This window comes from Burkholderia sp. MSMB1835, assembly GCF_001526365.1.
Taxonomy (GTDB): Bacteria; Pseudomonadota; Gammaproteobacteria; order Burkholderiales; family Burkholderiaceae; genus Burkholderia.
In genome coordinates this window covers 393,181-410,839 of sequence record NZ_LOYP01000052.1, presented here as the reverse complement: position 1 = coordinate 410,839, position 17,659 = coordinate 393,181, and the positions used below count along the sequence as shown (strand labels likewise).

13 protein-coding genes and 1 pseudogene are annotated in these 17,659 nt (G+C 68.4%); 11 read left to right on the top strand and 3 right to left on the bottom strand.

Annotated features, from left to right (window positions below):
* Nucleotides 1-506 precede the first annotated feature (506 nt).
* From WS96_RS25860 to WS96_RS25825, 7 genes are all read left to right on the top strand, one after another.
* A complete protein-coding gene (locus tag WS96_RS25860; RefSeq protein WP_034204792.1) occupies nucleotides 507-1,427 on the top strand; it encodes a recombination-associated protein RdgC in 921 nt (306 codons plus the stop codon).
* Nucleotides 1,428-1,918: 491 nt separating this feature from the next.
* Entirely contained in the window at nucleotides 1,919-2,479 is a 561-nt protein-coding gene (locus WS96_RS25855; protein ID WP_059505503.1) for a GNAT family N-acetyltransferase, read from the top strand.
* Nucleotides 2,480-2,545: 66 nt separating this feature from the next.
* The gene (locus WS96_RS25850) at nucleotides 2,546-3,499 is read left to right on the top strand and encodes an ABC transporter substrate-binding protein (protein ID WP_059836435.1); all 954 of its coding nucleotides are present in this window, start codon (nucleotides 2,546-2,548) and stop codon (nucleotides 3,497-3,499) included.
* 53 nt (nucleotides 3,500-3,552) lie between these two features.
* Nucleotides 3,553-4,602: an LLM class flavin-dependent oxidoreductase gene (locus tag WS96_RS25845; protein WP_059836433.1), complete on the top strand. Its 1,050-nt coding sequence runs from the start codon at nucleotides 3,553-3,555 to the stop codon at nucleotides 4,600-4,602.
* Between the two features lie 10 nt (nucleotides 4,603-4,612).
* Nucleotides 4,613-5,965 carry an LLM class flavin-dependent oxidoreductase gene (locus tag WS96_RS25840; protein ID WP_059836432.1) on the top strand — a complete coding sequence of 451 codons (1,353 nt, stop codon included), beginning with the start codon at nucleotides 4,613-4,615 and terminating at the stop codon, nucleotides 5,963-5,965.
* A 62-nt stretch (nucleotides 5,966-6,027) separates the two neighbouring features.
* A complete protein-coding gene (locus WS96_RS34825) occupies nucleotides 6,028-7,827 on the top strand; it encodes an amino acid ABC transporter permease/ATP-binding protein (protein ID WP_082720361.1) in 1,800 nt (599 codons plus the stop codon).
* Between the two features lie 34 nt (nucleotides 7,828-7,861).
* Nucleotides 7,862-8,794 carry an ABC transporter substrate-binding protein gene (locus tag WS96_RS25825; RefSeq protein ID WP_059836430.1) on the top strand — a complete coding sequence of 311 codons (933 nt, stop codon included), beginning with the start codon at nucleotides 7,862-7,864 and terminating at the stop codon, nucleotides 8,792-8,794.
* Nucleotides 8,795-8,860: 66 nt separating this feature from the next.
* Here WS96_RS25825 and WS96_RS25820 read toward each other — a convergent pair whose 3' ends face one another.
* Nucleotides 8,861-9,955, bottom strand: coding sequence for an LLM class flavin-dependent oxidoreductase (locus WS96_RS25820; protein ID WP_059836428.1), 1,095 nt, complete (start codon nucleotides 9,953-9,955; stop codon nucleotides 8,861-8,863).
* Between the two features lie 61 nt (nucleotides 9,956-10,016).
* Nucleotides 10,017-10,985 carry an ABC transporter substrate-binding protein gene (locus WS96_RS25815; protein WP_034204785.1) on the bottom strand — a complete coding sequence of 323 codons (969 nt, stop codon included), beginning with the start codon at nucleotides 10,983-10,985 and terminating at the stop codon, nucleotides 10,017-10,019.
* Between the two features lie 310 nt (nucleotides 10,986-11,295).
* Here WS96_RS25815 and WS96_RS25810 point away from each other — a divergent pair, with 310 nt between their 5' ends.
* From WS96_RS25810 to WS96_RS25800, 3 genes are all read left to right on the top strand, one after another.
* Nucleotides 11,296-12,213 carry an alpha/beta hydrolase family protein gene (locus WS96_RS25810; RefSeq protein WP_059836426.1) on the top strand — a complete coding sequence of 306 codons (918 nt, stop codon included), beginning with the start codon at nucleotides 11,296-11,298 and terminating at the stop codon, nucleotides 12,211-12,213.
* A complete protein-coding gene (locus WS96_RS25805) occupies nucleotides 12,210-12,641 on the top strand; it encodes a MarR family winged helix-turn-helix transcriptional regulator (RefSeq protein WP_059505328.1) in 432 nt (143 codons plus the stop codon). Before WS96_RS25810 ends, WS96_RS25805 begins: the two co-directional genes overlap by 4 nt.
* A gap of 454 nt (nucleotides 12,642-13,095) precedes the next feature.
* The gene (locus WS96_RS25800) at nucleotides 13,096-14,541 is read left to right on the top strand and encodes a sialidase family protein (protein ID WP_059783452.1); all 1,446 of its coding nucleotides are present in this window, start codon (nucleotides 13,096-13,098) and stop codon (nucleotides 14,539-14,541) included.
* A 61-nt stretch (nucleotides 14,542-14,602) separates the two neighbouring features.
* On the opposite strand, the pseudogene WS96_RS34625 reads toward WS96_RS25800, so the two are convergent.
* Nucleotides 14,603-14,862 (bottom strand): annotated as a pseudogene (locus WS96_RS34625) (hypothetical protein); the annotation flags it as partial.
* Between the two features lie 330 nt (nucleotides 14,863-15,192).
* On the opposite strand from WS96_RS34625, the gene WS96_RS25790 reads away from it, so the two are divergent.
* Nucleotides 15,193-17,277 carry a TonB-dependent receptor gene (locus tag WS96_RS25790; protein ID WP_059836421.1) on the top strand — a complete coding sequence of 695 codons (2,085 nt, stop codon included), beginning with the start codon at nucleotides 15,193-15,195 and terminating at the stop codon, nucleotides 17,275-17,277.
* Nucleotides 17,278-17,659 lie beyond the last annotated feature (382 nt).

Below are 17,659 nucleotides of genomic sequence, written 5' to 3'. Positions count from 1 at the left end.
CTTTCTCGCCGGCTACCCGCCCGACTTCGCCGCGATGCCGAATGCCGATCCCGAGCGTTCGGCCCCCATTCGTGCCAGCAGACCATCAACTCGAGATTGGCGGAGGAACGTGTGGGTTCAGCTCGATGAGTTCTCGGGCCAACCTGACAGGCATCGCAATGCCGCAGCCGGAACAAACGCTATTGTCGGTCCGTTCGCCACAACACGGACAAAACCATCGCCCAGTGTAGGAGCGGGAAGGTTGAACGGACGTTTCGCCGGTTCTCAATGCTTCGAACTGCATTCGAACGGAGTGGCTAAAAAGTGCGCCCGTCGATGCACATCGAAGCTCTCCTCCCGCGACGATGACGAGTTCAGCGGAGCAATAGGGACAATGCATGAGCGACAAGGTCGTGGAAATGACTGGAGCGGACTGGAATGCCGCCATCTTGGACGAGGCATCGACTGTCCGCAACCGACCGGCAATCGCGCCGTCAGATAGAATGATGAGCTTTGCCCGTACGCCTATGTGGTTCAAGAACCTTCAGCTTCATCGTCTTCCGGCACCTTGGGCCGTTACCCCCGACCAGATGGAAAAATGGCTGGCGCCTCACGCGTTCCAGCCGGGCAGCAGCGTCGAAATGCAGCGCGTCGGCTGGGCATCGCCGCGTGACGACGGCGCGCTCGTGTATTCGATCAACCGGCAGATGCTGCTGCTGTTCCGTTCCGAAAAGAAGCTGCTCCCGGCGTCGGTCGTCAATCAGGTGACCAAAGCGCGTGCGCTCGAAGTCGAAGAGCAGCAGGGCTTCAAGGTTGGCCGCAAACAACTGCGCGAGCTCAAGGAACAGGTCACCGACGAACTGCTGCCGCGCGCGTTCAGCATTCGCCGCGATACCCGCGTGTGGATCGACACGGCGAACGGCTGGCTCGTCATCGATGCGGCTGCCCAGGCGCTCGCCGACGACGTTCGCAGCCTGCTCGTCAAATCGATCGACGGGCTGCCGCTCGCGGGCGTGCAGGTGGCGCGTTCGCCGGTCGCCGCGATGACGGACTGGCTGTTGTCCGGCGACGCGCCGGGCGGATTCACCGTGGACCAGGACGCCGAGTTGCGCTCGAGCGGCGAAGGCGGCGCCACGGTGCGATACGTCGGCCACGCGCTGGAAGCGAACGACATGCGCCGGCACATCGAAGCCGGCAAGCAATGCATGCGGCTCGCGATGACCTGGGATGACCGGATCTCGTTCGTGCTGACCCCGTCGCTGACGATCAAGCGTGTCACGCCGCTCGACGTGATCAAGGAAGCGGCGGATCCGACCGCGCAGAACGACGATGAACGCTTCGATTCGGATGTCGCGCTGATGACGGGCGAGCTGGCGCGGATGCTGGCGAGTCTCGTCGATAGCCTGGGCGGCGAACGGCAGGACGCGACTCGTCAGGAAGCGGCCTGAACGCCGTCGTCGTCGAGGATCGTCGCCCCGCCACGGTGGGGCTTCGCGCCGACGCGACGATTGGAGGAGAACCGCCGCCACCCTGGCGGCGGCGAATCGCGGCCGGGCGCTCGCGATCCTGAACAGCCCGCCCCGCATCGGCGTGACCGGCAGGCCATCGAAACGACGACACGCCGCCGATCCGCGGCGCTCGTCCGCGTCGCCCACACGTCGAACGGGCACGGCGCCCGGCCACGGGCGTTCGCCCCACCCCACTCCGCCTGCAAGCCTTCTTCCGCGTCCCGCGAAATCCTTATCGAAATTGCTTCGTTCGCCTTTGCCGGCCGCGCCGCTAACGTGTTCGAAACATGGCGGCGCGCCGGGATGCCTCGCACGAAGCACGACAGCGGCCGCCATCACGACAACCGCGTCGCGATAACGGAACAGACCGGACGGGCCGCATGCCCGCACCCCGCCAGGAACGTCCGCATCGCGCGCCATTCGCGATGCCCATGGCCACGAACGACCGCATCATCGACACGACGCCGCTCGACGTCCGCGCGCAACCGCTGATCGACGCGCTGATCGACGAGTATTCGACCCGTTACGACGCGTACCGCCCCGACAGCCGCGCGTCGGCTCGCGACGAGCTCGCGCGCTACCCGGCCGAACTGTTCGCGCCGCCCGACGGCGCGTTCGTGCTGCTGCTGCGCGACGGCGAAACGATCGGCGGCGGCGCGTTCAAGCGTTACGACGCGCAGACCGCCGAACTGAAACGCATCTGGACGCGCACCGACCTGCGTCGCCAGGGCCTCGCACGGCTCGTCGTCGAAGCGCTCGAACTGCGCGCCGTGCAGCAGGGCTACCGCCGCCTCTACCTGACGACCGGCTTTCGCCAGCCCGAAGCGTGGGCGCTGTACGACCGCACCGGCTATACGCGGCTGTTCGACTCGTCGATCGATCCCGAAGCGTATTTCCATCTGCGCTTCGGCAAGGACCTCGTCGATCCGTCGCGCACGTCGACGCTGGCCGACCTGTGGGCACCCGTGCCCGAACCGGTGCTGCCGCGCTGAGCGCACGGCGTCCCGCCTTTCACGTTGCCCATTCCGCCTTCCACGCCTCCACGACAGGACGTTTTCATGTATCGAGCCGTACCGCTTTCATTCCGTGCCGTGCGCACGCTGGCCACCGCGCTGATCGGCCTGAGCGCCTTCGCCGCCGTCGCGGCCGCGTCCGCCGCGACGTTCGACCTGAGCCCCGAGCAGCGCGGCCGCCCGCGTGGCGCCGCCGATGCGGCGGTCGAGCGCGCGGTGCCTGCGTCGTTCAGGTTCGCCGAACCCGGCACGCTGACGATCGGCATCGCGCCGAGCCTGCCGCCGATCAGCTCGTATGCGACCGACGCACGCACGGTGATCGGCTTCGACGCCGACGTCGGCCAGCTCGTCGCCGACAGCCTCGGCCGCAAGCTGAAGATCGTCGCGCTCGCGTGGGCCGACTGGCCGCTGGCGCTCGAATCGGGGAAAGTCGACGCGGTGATCTCGAACGTGACCGTCACCGAGGAGCGCAAGCAGAAGTTCGATTTCTCGACCTATCGCAAGGATCAGGTCGGCTTCTACGTGCGCAACGACAGCAAGATCCAGGCGATCCACGAGCCGAAGGACGTTGCGGGGCTGCGCATCGTGACCGATGCCGGCACCAACCAGGAAAAGATCCTGCTCGCGTGGGACCGCGAGAACGTCGCGCACGGGCTCAAACCCGTGCAGATCCAGTACTACGACGATCAGGCGATGCGCATCGTCGCCGTGCAGTCGGGCCGGGCGGACGCGGTGTTCAGCGTGAACTCGGTGCTCGCGTATCAAAGCGCGCAGCAAGGCAAGACGCGGCTCGTCGGCACGATCAGCGGCGGCTGGCCGCGCACGGCCGACATCGCGATCGCCACGCGCCGCGGCAGCGGTCTCGCCGAACCGCTGACCGTCGCGCTGAACGGGCTGATCAAGAGCGGCCGCTACCGGCAGGTGCTCGACCGCTGGAACCTCGCGTCCGAAGCGATCGACCAGTCGCGCACGAATCCGCCCGGGCTGCCGAAGAGCTGAGCGCCGCGCGCCCGCAACCGTCCACCCACGCTCACGCAGGAACGCCGCTCACCATGTCTTATTCGCTTTCGTTGCTGGACAAGAGTCCGATCGCCGACGGCGCGAACGCCGCCGACGCGCTGCGCTTCACCACGACGCTCGCGCAACGCGCCGAACAGCTCGGCTACGCGCGCTTCTGGGTCGCCGAACATCACGGCACGCCGGGCTTCGCGAGCTCGGCGCCGGAGATCGTCGTCGCGCATCTGCTCGCGCGCACGTCGCGCATCCGCGTCGGCTCGGGCGGCGTGATGCTGCAGCACTACAGCCCGTTCAAGGTGGCGGAGACGTTCAAGCTGCTGGCCGCGCTCGCGCCGGGCCGCGTCGATCTCGGCATCGGCAAGGCGCCCGGCGGGCTGCCGCTGACCACGCGCGCGCTGCAGTGGTTCCACGACAAGGCGCGCAAGCCCGACTTCGCGGGGCAGCTCGCGGAGCTCGATGCGTTTCTCGGCTGGGGCGTGGCCGAAGATCATCCGCTCGCCGGCGCGGTTGCGATGCCGGTGCCGCCGCAGTTGCCCGAACGGATCCTGCTCGGCGGCTCGCCGGACAGCGGCGCGCTCGCCGCGCGCCACGGCTGGCGCTTCTGCTACGCGGGCCATTTCAACGGCGACGACGCGAATCTCGAACGCTCGCTCGACGCATACCGCAGCGCGGGCGGCCGGAAGCCGCTCGTCGCGCTGTACGCCGTCGCCGCCCCGACGCGCGACGAGGCCGAGCGACTGATCGGGCCGCTGAAGATCTTCCGGCTGCAGTTCGCGGGCGGCCAGAGCTTCAACCTCGCCAGCGCGCAGGCGGCCGCGGAATTCGCGCGGCAAAGCGGCGCGTCCGACTACCGGATCGACGAGCTGCGCCCGACGGTGCTGGCCGATACGCCCGAACGCGTGCACCGCGCGCTCGATGCGCTGAGCCGGCGCCTCGACGTCGATGCGTTCGTGATCGATTCGCCGGTGTCCGACTACGCGGCCCGGCTCGCGTCGGCCGAATGGCTCGGCGGCGCGCTGTCGGCCACGCCGTTGCAGGCGGCCCTCGCGGCCGACCGCTCCCTTTCCCCCGACCAGAACGCGTGACGCTCCCATCATGACGACCCGACGATCGATCCCCTTCGGCCTGATGCTGCAAGGCGCAGGCAGCCACATGAACGCGTGGCGGCATCCGAGCAACCCGCCCGACGCGAGCATCAACCTCGACTTCGCGATCGGCGTCGCGCGCAAGGCGGAGGCCGCCGGCATCGCGTTCGCGTTCGTCGCGGACGGCCTCTACATCAACGAGAAGTCGATCCCGCACTTCCTGAACCGCTTCGAGCCGCTGACCGTGCTGTCGGCGCTCGCGGTCGCGACGAAGAAGATCGGGCTCGCGGGCACGATCTCGACGTCGTACAGCGAGCCGTTCACGGTCGCGCGCCAGCTCGCGTCGCTCGACGCGATCAGCGGCGGGCGCGCGGGCTGGAACGTCGTGACGACGCCGCTCGAAGGCACCGCGAAGAATTTCGGCAAGGCGCACCCGGATCACGAGCTGCGCTACGAGATCGCCGACGAATACCTCGAGGTCGTGCAGGGCCTGTGGGACAGTTGGGACGACGATGCCTTCGTGCGCGACCGCGCGACCGGACGCTTCTTCGATCGCGACAAGCTCCATACGCTCGATCACCGCGGCCGCTTCTTCCAGGTCGCGGGCCCGCTGAACATCCAGCGCTCGCCGCAGGGGCAGCCCGTGATCTTCCAGGCCGGCTCGTCCGACACCGGGATCGGCCTCGCGGGCAAATACGCGGACGCCGTGTTCACGCATTCGCCGTCGATCGAGGAAACGGCCGCGTTCACGCAGCGCGTGAAACGGAGCGCGATCGAGCACGGGCGGCAAGCCGGCGACGTGAAGATCTTCCCCGGCGTCGGGCCGATCGTCGGCCGCACGGCCGCCGAAGCGGAGGACAAATACCAGGCGATCCGCGACCTGCTGACGATCGACGAGGCGCTCGCGTACCTCGGCCGCTATTTCGATCACCACGATTTCACGCAGTACGCGCTCGACGCACCGTTCCCGGAACTCGGCGAGCTCGGCCGCAACAGCTTCCGCTCGACCACCGACCGGATCAAGGCCGATGCGAAACAGAAAGGCCTGACGCTGCGCGAGACCGCGCTTGCGGTCGCGACGCCGCGCCCGAACTTCATCGGCACGGCCGAGCACGTCGCCGACGAGTTGATCCGCTGGCACGACGCCGGCGCCGGCGACGGCTTCATCCTCGGTTTTCCGGTACAGGCGCAGGGCATCGACGATTTCGTCGAACTCGTGATTCCGGTGCTCGAGGCGCGCGGCCGCTACAGCCGCGACCTGCCCGGCGTCACGCTGCGCGATCACCTCGGTCTGCCGCGCAAGGCGAGCCGCTACGCGACGCCCGGCACCGCACGGGAAACGGCCGCCGAAGCGCACGCCTGACGCCGCCGCGCCGCCCGCGCGCGGCGCGCCCGCCGATCGATCCATTCGAGGACTCCAACGACATGAGCGACACGACCCATCTCGGCGGCGCGCTGCCGCCGCTCTCTTCCCCCGGCGCACGCGCGCCCGGCACGCGCGTGCGGATCGTACCCGCGCGCCACCGGTCGCGCACGGCCGGCACCGTGCTCGCGCTCGTGCTGATCGCGCTCACGCTGCATTCGATCCTCGGCAACCCGCAATGGGGCTGGCCGGTGTTCGCCGAATGGTTCCTGTCGCCGCCGGTGCTGTCGGGGCTCGCGCGCACGCTGGTGCTGACGCTGCTCGGCGCGGTGTTCGGCTTCGTGCTCGGTGCGTTCGTCGCGCTGGCCCGGCTGTCGCGTTCGCGCCTGCTGTCCGCCAGCGCGTGGACCTTCGTGTGGCTGTTCCGCTCGATTCCGCTGATCGTGCTGCTGCTGATCCTGAACAACCTCGGCTACCTGTACGAGCACGTGCGGCTCGGCGTGCCGTTCACCGACATCGTATGGTTCGACACGCCGACGACCGACCTCATCAGCCCGTTCCTCGCGGCCGTGCTCGGCCTCACGCTGAACCATGCGGCGTTTTCCGCGGAAGTGATTCGCGGCGGCATTCTCGCGGTCGACCAGGGGCAGCTCGAAGCCGCCGCCGCGCTCGGGCTGCCGCGCGGCCGGCAGACCTCGCGGATCGTGCTGCCGCAGGCGATGCGCGCGATCCTGCCGACCGCGTTCAACGACCTGATCACGCTCGCCAAAGGCACGTCGATGGTGTACGTGCTCGCGATGCCGGAGTTGTTCTATACGGTGCAGGTGATCTATCGCCGCAACCTCGAAGTGATTCCGCTGCTGATGGTCGCGACCGTCTGGTACCTGATCATCCTGACCGTGCTGTCCGCGATCCAGGTGCAGGTCGAGCGGCACTATGCGCGCGGCGCGTTGCGCAATCCGCCGCCGTCGGTGGTCACGTTCGCGCTTGCGCGCATCGGCGGGCTGTGGCGACGTGCCGCGTCGCGCCGCGCGGCATCGAGCGCCCGTGCACGAAGCGATGGCGGCACGCCTGCCGATACCGCGGCCGCCGTGTCGCGCACCGGCGGCGAAGTGGCCGTGCACGGCGTGTCGAAGCAGTTCGGCATGCAGCGCGTGCTCGACAACGTGTCGTTCGTCGCGCCGCGCGGCAGCGTGACCGTGATCGTCGGGCCGTCGGGCTCCGGCAAGTCGACGTTGCTGCGCACGATCAACCATCTCGAACGCGTCGACGACGGGTTCATCGACATCGACGGCGAATTGATCGGCTATCGCCGCGACGGCGACGTGCTGCACGAGCTGAACGAACGCGACGTGCTGAAGCGGCGCACCGCCGTCGGCATGGTGTTCCAGAACTTCAACCTGTTCCCGCACCTGACGGTGCTCGAGAACCTGGTCGAAGCGCCGGTCGCCGTCGCCGGCATGACGCGCGACGCGGCCGAGCACGCCGCGCGCACGCTGCTCGCGCGGGTCGGCCTCGCCGATAAAGCCGATGCGTATCCACGCCAGTTGTCCGGCGGCCAGCAGCAACGCGTCGCGATCGCGCGGGCGCTCGCATTGCGGCCGAAGGTGCTGCTGTTCGACGAGCCGACGTCGGCGCTCGATCCCGAACTCGTCAACGAGGTGCTCGACGTGATCAAGGAGCTCGCGCGCTCGGGCACGACGCTCGTGATCGTCACGCACGAGATCGGCTTCGCACGCGAAGTCGCGGACAACGTGCTGTTCATGGAACGCGGGCGCATCGTCGAGGCCGGCCCGCCTGCTGCCGTGCTCGATGCGCCGGCCCATGCGCGCACGCGCGCGTTCCTGTCGCGGGTGCTGTGATGCGCGCCGCTTACGACTCGCGAGGTGCCGTACGATGACCGATCGACGCCAGTTCGTCACGGCCGCGCTGGTCGCGGCATCGGGCCTGCCGTGGCGTGCGGCTCGCGCAGCCGCCGCGACCGCCGACCTCGACCCGCGCCAGGCCGGCCGCCCGCGCGCCGGCCCCGACGACGCGGCCATTCGCGCGGCAAGCGGCTACCGCTGGGTGCGCGACGGCGCGTTCACGGTCGCAATTTCGCCGCACGCGCCGCCCGTATCGACCTATGCGACCGACGCGCGCACCGTGGTCGGCGCCGATCCCGACTATGCGCAGCTCGTTGCCGACGCGCTCGGCCGTACACTCGTGCTGGTGCCGATCGCATGGGCCGACTGGCCGCTCGGGCTGACGTCCGGCAAGTACGACGCGGTGATCTCGAACGTCGGCGTGACCGAGAAGCGCAAGGAGAAATACGATTTCACGACCTACAGGCTCGGGCTGCACGGCTTCTACGTGCGCATCGGCAGCCCGATCGCGAAGATCGCGGAGCCGAAGGACATCGCGGGGTTGCGGATCATCACCGGCGCCGGCACGAGCCAGGAGCGCATTCTGCTCGAATGGAGCAAGCGCAACGTCGCGCAGGGGCTCAAGCCGGCCGAGCTGCTCTATTTCGACGACGACGCCACCGCGCGCGTCGCGCTGCTGTCGGGCCGCGCGGATGCAGAGCTGAACCCGAACGCGTCGCTCGCGTACGAGGCTGCGCGCAGCGGCAAGATCCGCCGCGTCGGTGTCGTCAATGCCGGCTGGCCGGCGAATGCGGACGTCGCGATCGCGACGCGTCGCGGCAGCGGGCTCGCGCCCGCGCTGACGATCGCGACCAATGCGCTGATCGGCAACGGCCGCTACGGGCAGGCGCTCGCGCGCTGGGGTTTGCAGAGCGAGGCGATCGCGCGGGCGCAGACCAATCCGCCGGGGCTGCCGTCGTTCTGAACGCGCCATGCCATCGCCCCGGCATGCCGTGACGGCGATGCCGGGGCACGCGACTGGCAGGCTCGTCTACGCCGGCACCGCCGCCCGATATCGGTCGAGTTCCGCGACCTGCGCATGAATCGCCGGGATCAGGTCGCGCCCGTAGGCCAGCGCATCGTCGAGCGGATCGAAACCGCGAATCAGGAACGTCGATACGCCGAGCCGGTAATACGCGCCCAGCGCCCGCGCGACCTGCTCGGGCGTGCCCACCAGCGCGGTCGAGTTCCAGCGCGCGCCGGTCAGGTTCGCGACGCCCATCCACAGACGCTCGTCGAGCACGTCGCCCTGCGCGGCGGCCGCCATCAGCCGCTGCGAGCCGGCATTCTGCGGCGCATGGCCGGCGATCGGTTGGCCGTTCGCGAGCCGCGCCGCGCGCACGCGCGCTCGAATCGCCTCGGCCTTCTCCCACGCGGCCGCCTCGGTATCGGCGACGATCGGCCGGAACGACACGCTGATGCGCGGCGCCCGCCCGAACGGCGCGGCCGCGGCCCGCACGCGGGCGATCTGCTCGCGCACCGCGTCGAGCGGTTCGCCCCACGTCATGTAGACATCCGCGTGTTCGCCCGCGACCGCGAGCGCGGCCGGCGACGAGCCGCCGAAATAGATCGGCACATGCGGCCGCTGCGCGCCCTTCACGACCGGCGACGCGCCGCGCAGCCGATAAAACGCGCCGTCGTGGTCTACCGGCGCATCGGCCAGCCAGATCCGCTTCAGCACGTCGAGATATTCGCCGGTGCGGCGATAGCGCGCATCGTGCGGCACGAAATCGCCGTCGCGCTGCAGGTCCGCATCGTCGCCGCCGGACACCACGTTCAGCGCCAGCCTTCCGCCGCTGAACACGTCGAGCGTCGAGATCTGCCGCGCGGCGGCCGACGGCACGATCACGCCCGGCCGGTGCGCGAGCAGCAGGCGGATACGTTCGGTCGCGGCGGCCGCGAACGACGCGACGATGAAACCGTCCGCCGCGTTGCTGAAATGGCCGACCAGAATCTGGTCGAAGCCGGCGGCCTCGTGCGCCTGCGCGAAGCGGCGCACGTAGTCGGGCTGCACCGCGGCGCCGCCCGGTACGTCGACCTCCGCACCGGGTGTCGCGGTGATCATGCCGATGATGTCGACTGGCATGTCGGAATGTCCTCGGGTATGTCGATCGGGAATCGCGTGAATCGTGAAGCGTGCCGCACGATCACTGCGCGGCGGCCGTCTTTTGCGCAGGCACGGCGAACGCGCCCGCATACGAGCGGTCGAGCAGCTTCGACGTGTCGTACGCGGCGGGAATCACGCCGGCCTTGTGCAGGAAGTCGGCCGTGTTCTGCGCATCTTTGGCGGCCGTCTCGTCGACGGGGCCGACGCGCTGCTTCGCGTTGTTGAGCCAGCGATACGCGACGTCGGGCTCGAGCTTCGCGCGCTTCGCCCACAGGTCCGCATACTCGCGCGGATGGCTGTCGACCCACTGGCGCGCGGCCACCACGCGCCGCAGGAAATCGGTGATCTCGGCACGCTTGCCCGAGGCGGCCTGCTCGTTCGCGGCGACGAAGCTCAGCGCCGGCATCAGCCCCTGTGCGGTCGTCACGGGCCGCGCGCCCTGCCGCAACGCGAGCGTGCTGACGAACGGCTCCCACAGCGACACCGCATCGACCGAACCGTTCGCGAGCGCATTGGTCGCATCGATCGGCATCAGGTACGCGTACTTCACCGAATCGGCGCGCAGGCCCGCGTGTTCGAGCGCACGCAGCACGAGCTGCTGGCTCCAGGCGCCGCGCCATACCGCGATGGTCTTGCCCTGCAGGTCGGCCACGGTGCGCACCGGCGAATGCTTCGGCACGAGGATCGCGACGCCGTCGAGACTCTGCCGCGACACCGCGACGACCTTGACCGGCGCGCCGCGCGCGGCCAGCGTGAGCAGCGCGGAATCGCCGAGAAAGCCGATGTCGATCGCGTTGCCGTTCAGGCTTTCGGCGACCGGCGCGGCGGCCTGGAAGTGCTTCCATTCGATCGCGTAAGGCAGGTCCTTCAGCACGCCGGACGCTTCCATCGATGCCTGGATGTTGAAGTAGTTCTGTTCACCGACGCGCAGCGTGACGGTGTCCTTGGCGATGCCCGGCTGCGCGGCAAGCGCCAGCAATAGCGCCGTGACGATTCGGCTCAGCAACATGATCTCCCGAAAGGTTGGCGGACGGCCGCGCGACGGCGGCGCCCTTTGTCCGCCGCGCGCGACCGCCGGCGAAACGGATGGAACCGGTGAAGATACGTCGATCCACTTCATGACACAAACGCAATATTCTTCTATGCAAAGATGCAAATATTTTATGAATCACGTGCGCTTGCCCGGTGTGCGCCGCCGACCGCCGGCCAACGGAGTTCGAACAACGGAGTTCGAACGATTCCTCGATAAATATTTCGCGCGCGAAATAAATCACGGACTATATTTCGCATACGAAATAACTGCCCGAGCGAGGACAACCATGACCTCCCAACCGATAGAATTTTCCGCCGCCGACGGCTATGTCCTGCACGGCACGCTGTGGTCGCCGGCCGCGACGCCGCGCGCGCTGGTCCTGATCCATCCCGCCACGGCCGTGCCCGAGCGGCTGTATACGGGCTTCGCGCGCTTTCTGACCGAACGCGGTTTCGCGGCGCTGACCTACGACTATCGCGGCATCGGCGCCTCGCGGCCCGCGCGTCTGCGCACGCTGAGGGCCCGCATGCGCGACTGGATGGAGCTCGACGTGGGCGCCGCGACCGCGTGGGCCCGGCACACGCATGAAGGGCTGCCGCTGCTCGCGGTCGGCCATAGCGTCGGCGGCCACGCGATCGGGCTGTCCGGCGCGACGCCCCATCTGCGCGCCGCCGTGCTGGTCGCCGCGCATGCGGGCAGCACGCGGCTGATCGCGCAGGCGGCCGAACGCCTGAAGGTGCGGCTGATCCTGCGCGTGCTCGGCCCGCTGATGTCCGCGCTGCTCGGCTACGTGCCCGGCAAGCGGCTCGGGCTCGGCGAGGATCTGCCGGCCGGCGTGTTCCGCGAATGGAGCCGCTGGACGACGCTGCCGCACTACTTCTTCGACGACCCGACGCTCGGCGCGGCCGAGCGCTTCTCGAAGCAGCAGTTGCCGATCCTCGCGCTCGGCTTCGACGACGATCCGTGGGCGAACCCGGCCGCGATCGGCCTGCTGGTAAGCTATCTGACCCGCGCGAAGGTCGAACGCCGCCAGATCGATCCGCGCGCGGCGGGCAGCGGCCCGGTCGGGCACATGGGCTTCTTTCGGAGCCGGCCCGGCGCCGTGCTGTGGCCCGACGTCGCCGACTGGCTCGCGCAGGCGCTCGACACGCGTCGCGCCGCGGGCCGCCCCTCCCTGACCATCGCAGCCGGGAACCCAGCTTGAGCGAAGACCGACGACTGTTTTTCATGTTGAACATCGGCCAGCGGCGCGTGCAGCGCTGGATCGATCGCAAGGCCGAAACCGAGACGCGCGCGAGCGCCGCGCAGGCCGGCGTGCTGTTCTGCCTCGCGAAGCAGGACGGCGCGCTGATCGGCGAAGTCGGCGCCGCGTTGCAGCTCGCGCCGTCCGCGATGACGGGGCTCGCCGACCGGATGGCGAAAGCCGGCCTCATTACGCGTCATGCCGATTCGGACGACGGCCGCGCGACGCGGCTGTACCTGACCGACGAAGGCCACGCGGCGCTCAAGCGCGCGCGCGTGCTGCTGCGCGAACTCAACGGCAAACTGTGCGACGGGTTTTCCGACGACGAACTCGATGTCGTCGCGCGCTGGCTGCACGCGTTGCAGGAGCGGTTTCCGGCCGAGCGCTGAGCAGCGCATCGCGCGCTCGCAACGGGCTCGCGCCGGCCTCAATCGCAAGCGATTGCGATTCGCGTTTTCGATTCGATTTTCATGCCGGCGCAGCGGCAAATCTTGCGTGCCCGCGCCGGCTTCCGGCAACGCTTTCCGGCTACGCTCTGTTACAAAAAACCGCCTGTCGCGCGTCATTCGAATCGCCTACATTGCAATCCACTTCGACACATTCGTCGCATGCGCTGACCGGCTTTCCCGTCGGGTCGACATCGCAGACACACCCGACAAGCAATGAAAATGAAGAGGAGTCTTAACCGAAGCGCTGGCGGCATCCAGCGCACGCGGAGGGCGATGACCGAAGCGGCATGCTGAACGACCCGTAACGACGTGCGCGGCATGATCGGCCGCGCCCCGGCTCGCGTCGTCTCGTCGTGCCCCGCCATCGCATCCGCACCTCACCGAGGAGTCGTCCATGCGACGCATGATCGTGTCCCATCCGCTTGTCACCCGCCTGTCCGCCGCGATGGCGCTGGCCGCCGCTGCCGCGGCGCACGCCGAGCCGACCGTCGTGTCCGGCCCGAGCCCGTTCGCCGCGTGCACCATCGGCGGCCCGGGCGTCAACTACGTGAACGCTGAAGTCGAACCGTGGCTCGCGGTCAACCCCGCGAACCCGAACAACATGATCGGCGTGTGGCAGCAGGACCGCTGGTCGAACGGCGGCGCCCACGGGCTCGTCGCCGGCTACTCGTTCGATGCCGGCGCAACCTGGGCGCGCACGCCGCAGCCGTTCAGCGCCTGCGCGCCGGGCGGACTCAAGTACGAGCGCGCATCCGATCCATGGGTATCGTTCGGGCCGGACGGCACCGCATATTCGGTGTCGATCTCGTTCAATCAGTCGAACAACGGCAACGCGGTCGCCGCGTCGGTCTCGACCGACGGCGGACAGACGTGGAGCAGCCCGGCCGTGCTGATCGCAAACGACGAACCGACGACGCAATTCTTCAACGACAAGGAATCGGTGACCGCCAACCCGGTGAAGGCCGGCACCGCGTACGCGGTATGGGACCGCCTCGAACTGCCGAACGGCAACCCGTACGCGAACCTGCACACGCAGGCGTTCCGCGGGCCGACGCTGTTCTCGAAGACGACCGACGGCGGCAAGACGTGGAGCGCCGCGAAGGTCATCGTCGACGTCCCGTCGCGTCAGCAGACGATCGGCAACCAGATCGTCGTCGATCCGAAGAGCGGCACGCTCTACGATTTCTTCGATCTGATCCAGCCGCCGTTCAGCAAGGCGGCCGGCAAGGTCGCGTTCATCAAGTCCACCGACGACGGCGCGACGTGGACCAAACCGCAGGTGATCGCGGGACTGCAGACGGTCGGCGTCACGGATCCGAACACCGGCGAACCCGTGCGCACCGGCGACATCATTCCGGAGCCCGCGATCGACCCGGCCTCGGGCCAACTCTACGTCGTGTGGCAGGACAGCCGCTTCAACGGCGGCACGTACGACGAGATCGCGATATCGACGTCGAAGAATGGCGGTGCGACATGGAGCGCGCCGCTACAGGTGAACACGCCGACCGGGCGCCCCGCGTTCAATCCGTCGGTGCGCGTCGACAACACGGGCGCGGTGATGGTCACGTACTACGACTTCCGCGATCTGCAGGCCGGCAACACGACGACGCTGCCGACCGGCTTCTGGCGCAAGATCTCGCACGACGGCGGCGCCACGTTCGCCGACGAGCGGCGCGTCGGCGGCCCGTTCGACATGAAGCTCGCGCCCAACGCCGAAGGGTTCTTCATCGGCGACTACCAGGGGCTCGACGTCCTCCCGTCGTCGTCGTTCCATCCGTTCTTCGTCCAGACCAACGCGGGCAACCTGACGAACCGCACCGACGTGTTCTTCGCGCCGTGACGCGAGGATGACCGTTCCGGCGCCGCACGACGCCATGCGTCGCGCGGCGCCGTGCGCATGTTCAGGGCATCGATGCAGGCGGTCGGCACGATGCGTTCGTCGACCGCCCTTCCCTCGGCTTCGCCAATACGTCGTCGCTGTTGGCGAGCCGGTCGCGCCGGATACGGGCGCGCACCGGCCCGTCCGCCGCGCAATCGGGCGACGCCCGCAGATCGCGCCGCGTGCCGGCGGTCGACCCGCGCACGGCGTTGCCGTTCGGCACGGGCGAGAAGATCGGCAACGGGACATCGACGGCGGCAGGCCGTCGAGCGCCACCGCACCGCGCATCGATCGACGCGGCTTCGCGGCGTCGCAGCGCTCGCCGGCGTTCGATGCGAACGCACGATCCCGCGGTCGCACGTCGCCCTCCTGCTGTCGCCGCCCTCGCCGATCCGACAGAAACCCGACGGGATGCTGCCGTTCGGCTTGGAATTTGACATGATATAACATATCATCTCGCGTGCTCGTCCGCCTGACGCCGTTCCAACCCAGGTGGCCGCGCATCGCCGAGCCATGTTCCAACGGGTCATTGCGCGTCATTGGCGCAACAATATATCGTATCCAGCGATCGCCCGCATGGCTCGTTATCCGATCCCAACCGATTCACCGACCATGCGCGACCTCCCTCGCTTACCGCTTCGCCCGCTCTCGTCCTTGTCGCTGATCCTGTTCGCCGTCGTCGCCCACGCGCAGACCGACGCGCCCGCCGCGTCCGGCACGCCGTCCGCCGAACCCGCGCCGCTCGCGCCGATCTTCGTGACCGCGAACCCGCTCGGCGACACCGAACTGATCGCGCCGACCGTCCAGCTTTCCGGCGATGCGCTGACGCGCCGCCAGGCCGATTCGCTCGGCGAAACGCTCAACGGGCTGCCCGGCGTGTCGACCACCACCTACGGGCCGATGGTCGGCCGTCCGATCATCCGCGGGATGGACGGCGACCGGATCCGGCTGCTGCAGAACGGCGTCGCGGCGTATGACGCGTCGTCGCTGTCGTACGACCATGCGGTGCCGCAGGATCCGCTGTCGATCGAGCGCGTCGAAATCGTGCGCGGGCCGGCCGCGCTGCTGTACGGCGGCAACGCGGTGGGCGGCGTGGTCAACACGATCGACAACCGGATTCCGCGCGAAGCGATCCAGGGCGTGACCGGCGCGCTCGACGCGCGCTACGGCGGCGCGAATTCCGTGCGCGCCGGCGCCGCGCAGGTCGAAGGCGGCAACGGCCGCTTCGCGTTCCACGTCGACGCATTCGATCGCGAAACGAGCAAGCTGCGGATTCCCGGCTACGCGCGCAGCAGCCAGCAACGCGCGATCGACGGCCCCGACACGCCGCAACCGGAAGGCAACGTGCCGAACAGCGACGGCCGCGTGCACGGCGGTGCGGTCGGTGCGTCGTACACGTGGGCGGACGGTTTCGCGGGCCTGTCGTACAGCGGCTACGAATCGAACTACGGCTCCGTCGCGGAAAGCGACGTACGGCTGCGGATGCGCCAGGAACGCCTTGCGCTCGCGTCCGAGGTGCGCAACCTGAGCGGGCCGTTCACGACGCTGAAATTCGACTTCGCGTACACCGACTACCGCCACAAGGAAGTCAACAACGGCGAGACGGCGACCACCTTCCGTAACCGCGGCTACGAGGCGCGCATCGAGGCGCGCCATCGCAAGATCGGCCCGTTCGAAGGCGCGATCGGCGTGCAGTTCGGCCAGAACACTTTTTCCGCGCTCGGCGACGAATTGCTCGTGCCGTCCACGCGCACCAACAGCGTCGCGCTGTTCGGTCTGGAGGAATGGCAGGTCGTCCCGGCGCTGAAGCTGAGCCTCGGCGGCCGCATCGAGCACGTGAAGGTCGATCCCGATCCGGCCGGCGTCGAGAAATTCGCGCTCGCGCAGCCGCGCGACTTCAACGCCGGCAGCCTGTCGGCCGGCGCGCTGTTCTCGCTGACGCCGGTATGGTCGGTCGCCGCGAACGTCGCCTACACCGAACGCGCGCCGACCTTCTACGAGCTGTATTCGAACGGCCCGCACGATGCGACCGGCCAGTTCCTGATCGGCAACCCGAACGCGTCGAAGGAAAAAGCCGTGTCGACCGACCTGTCGCTGCGCTATGCGAGCGGGCCGAACCGCGGCAGCGTCGGCGTGTTCTACAACCGCTTCTCGAACTACCTGACCGAGTACAACACCGGCCGCGTGGTGGACGGCGACGACCAGCCCGTCGCGCCCGGCACCGACGGCTCGCTCAACGAGGCGATCTATCGCGGCGTGCGCGCCGAGTTCTACGGCATCGAGCTGGACGGCAAGTGGCGTGCATTCGCGCGGCGCGGCCATACGGTCGATCTCGAACTGACGGCCGACTACACGCACGCGCGCAACGTCGACACGGGCCAGCCGCTGCCGCGTATCGCGCCGCTGCGTGCGACGCTGGCGGCCGACTACGGTTACGGCCCGTTCGGGGCGCGTGCGCAGGTCACGCACGCGTGGTCGCAGCATCGTGTGCCCGACAACGACTTCTCCACGGACGGCTACACGTCGCTCGGCGTGATGCTGACCTACAAGTTCCGCGTCGGCGCGACGCACTGGCTCGCGTACCTGCGCGGCGACAACCTGACGAACCAGGAGATCCGCTACGCGACGTCGGTCGTGCGCGGCTTCGCACCGGAAGGCGGCCGCAGCGTGATGGCCGGATTGCGCACCACGTTCTGACCCTCCTACGGCTCGCGGCGCCCGCCGCGGGCCTCGCGGGCCTTTTACCGGCGCGAACCCGAACCGCCCGCGCCGCTCCGCTCCGCTTATTCGTCATTCCCTCGCGCCGATTACGCCGCTCGCATCGAACCCGCGCATCGCAACGAAATTCCCTCATTCACCGGCAAATCAGAAAGAAATCATCAGACAAATATTATAAAAAAGATGTTTTTTGTTTCGCCAGTAAAACCACATTCAAATCCCGTACATAACGAATCGAATAAATCGCCATCCCGCAAACCATTTGATGAAGATCAAGAACGCCCGCTTGACAAGGCCAACGGCGTTTGAAAAACGAATGTAAGGGTTTTCGAAGGGTAAAGAATCATTCCAAATTCCCGTT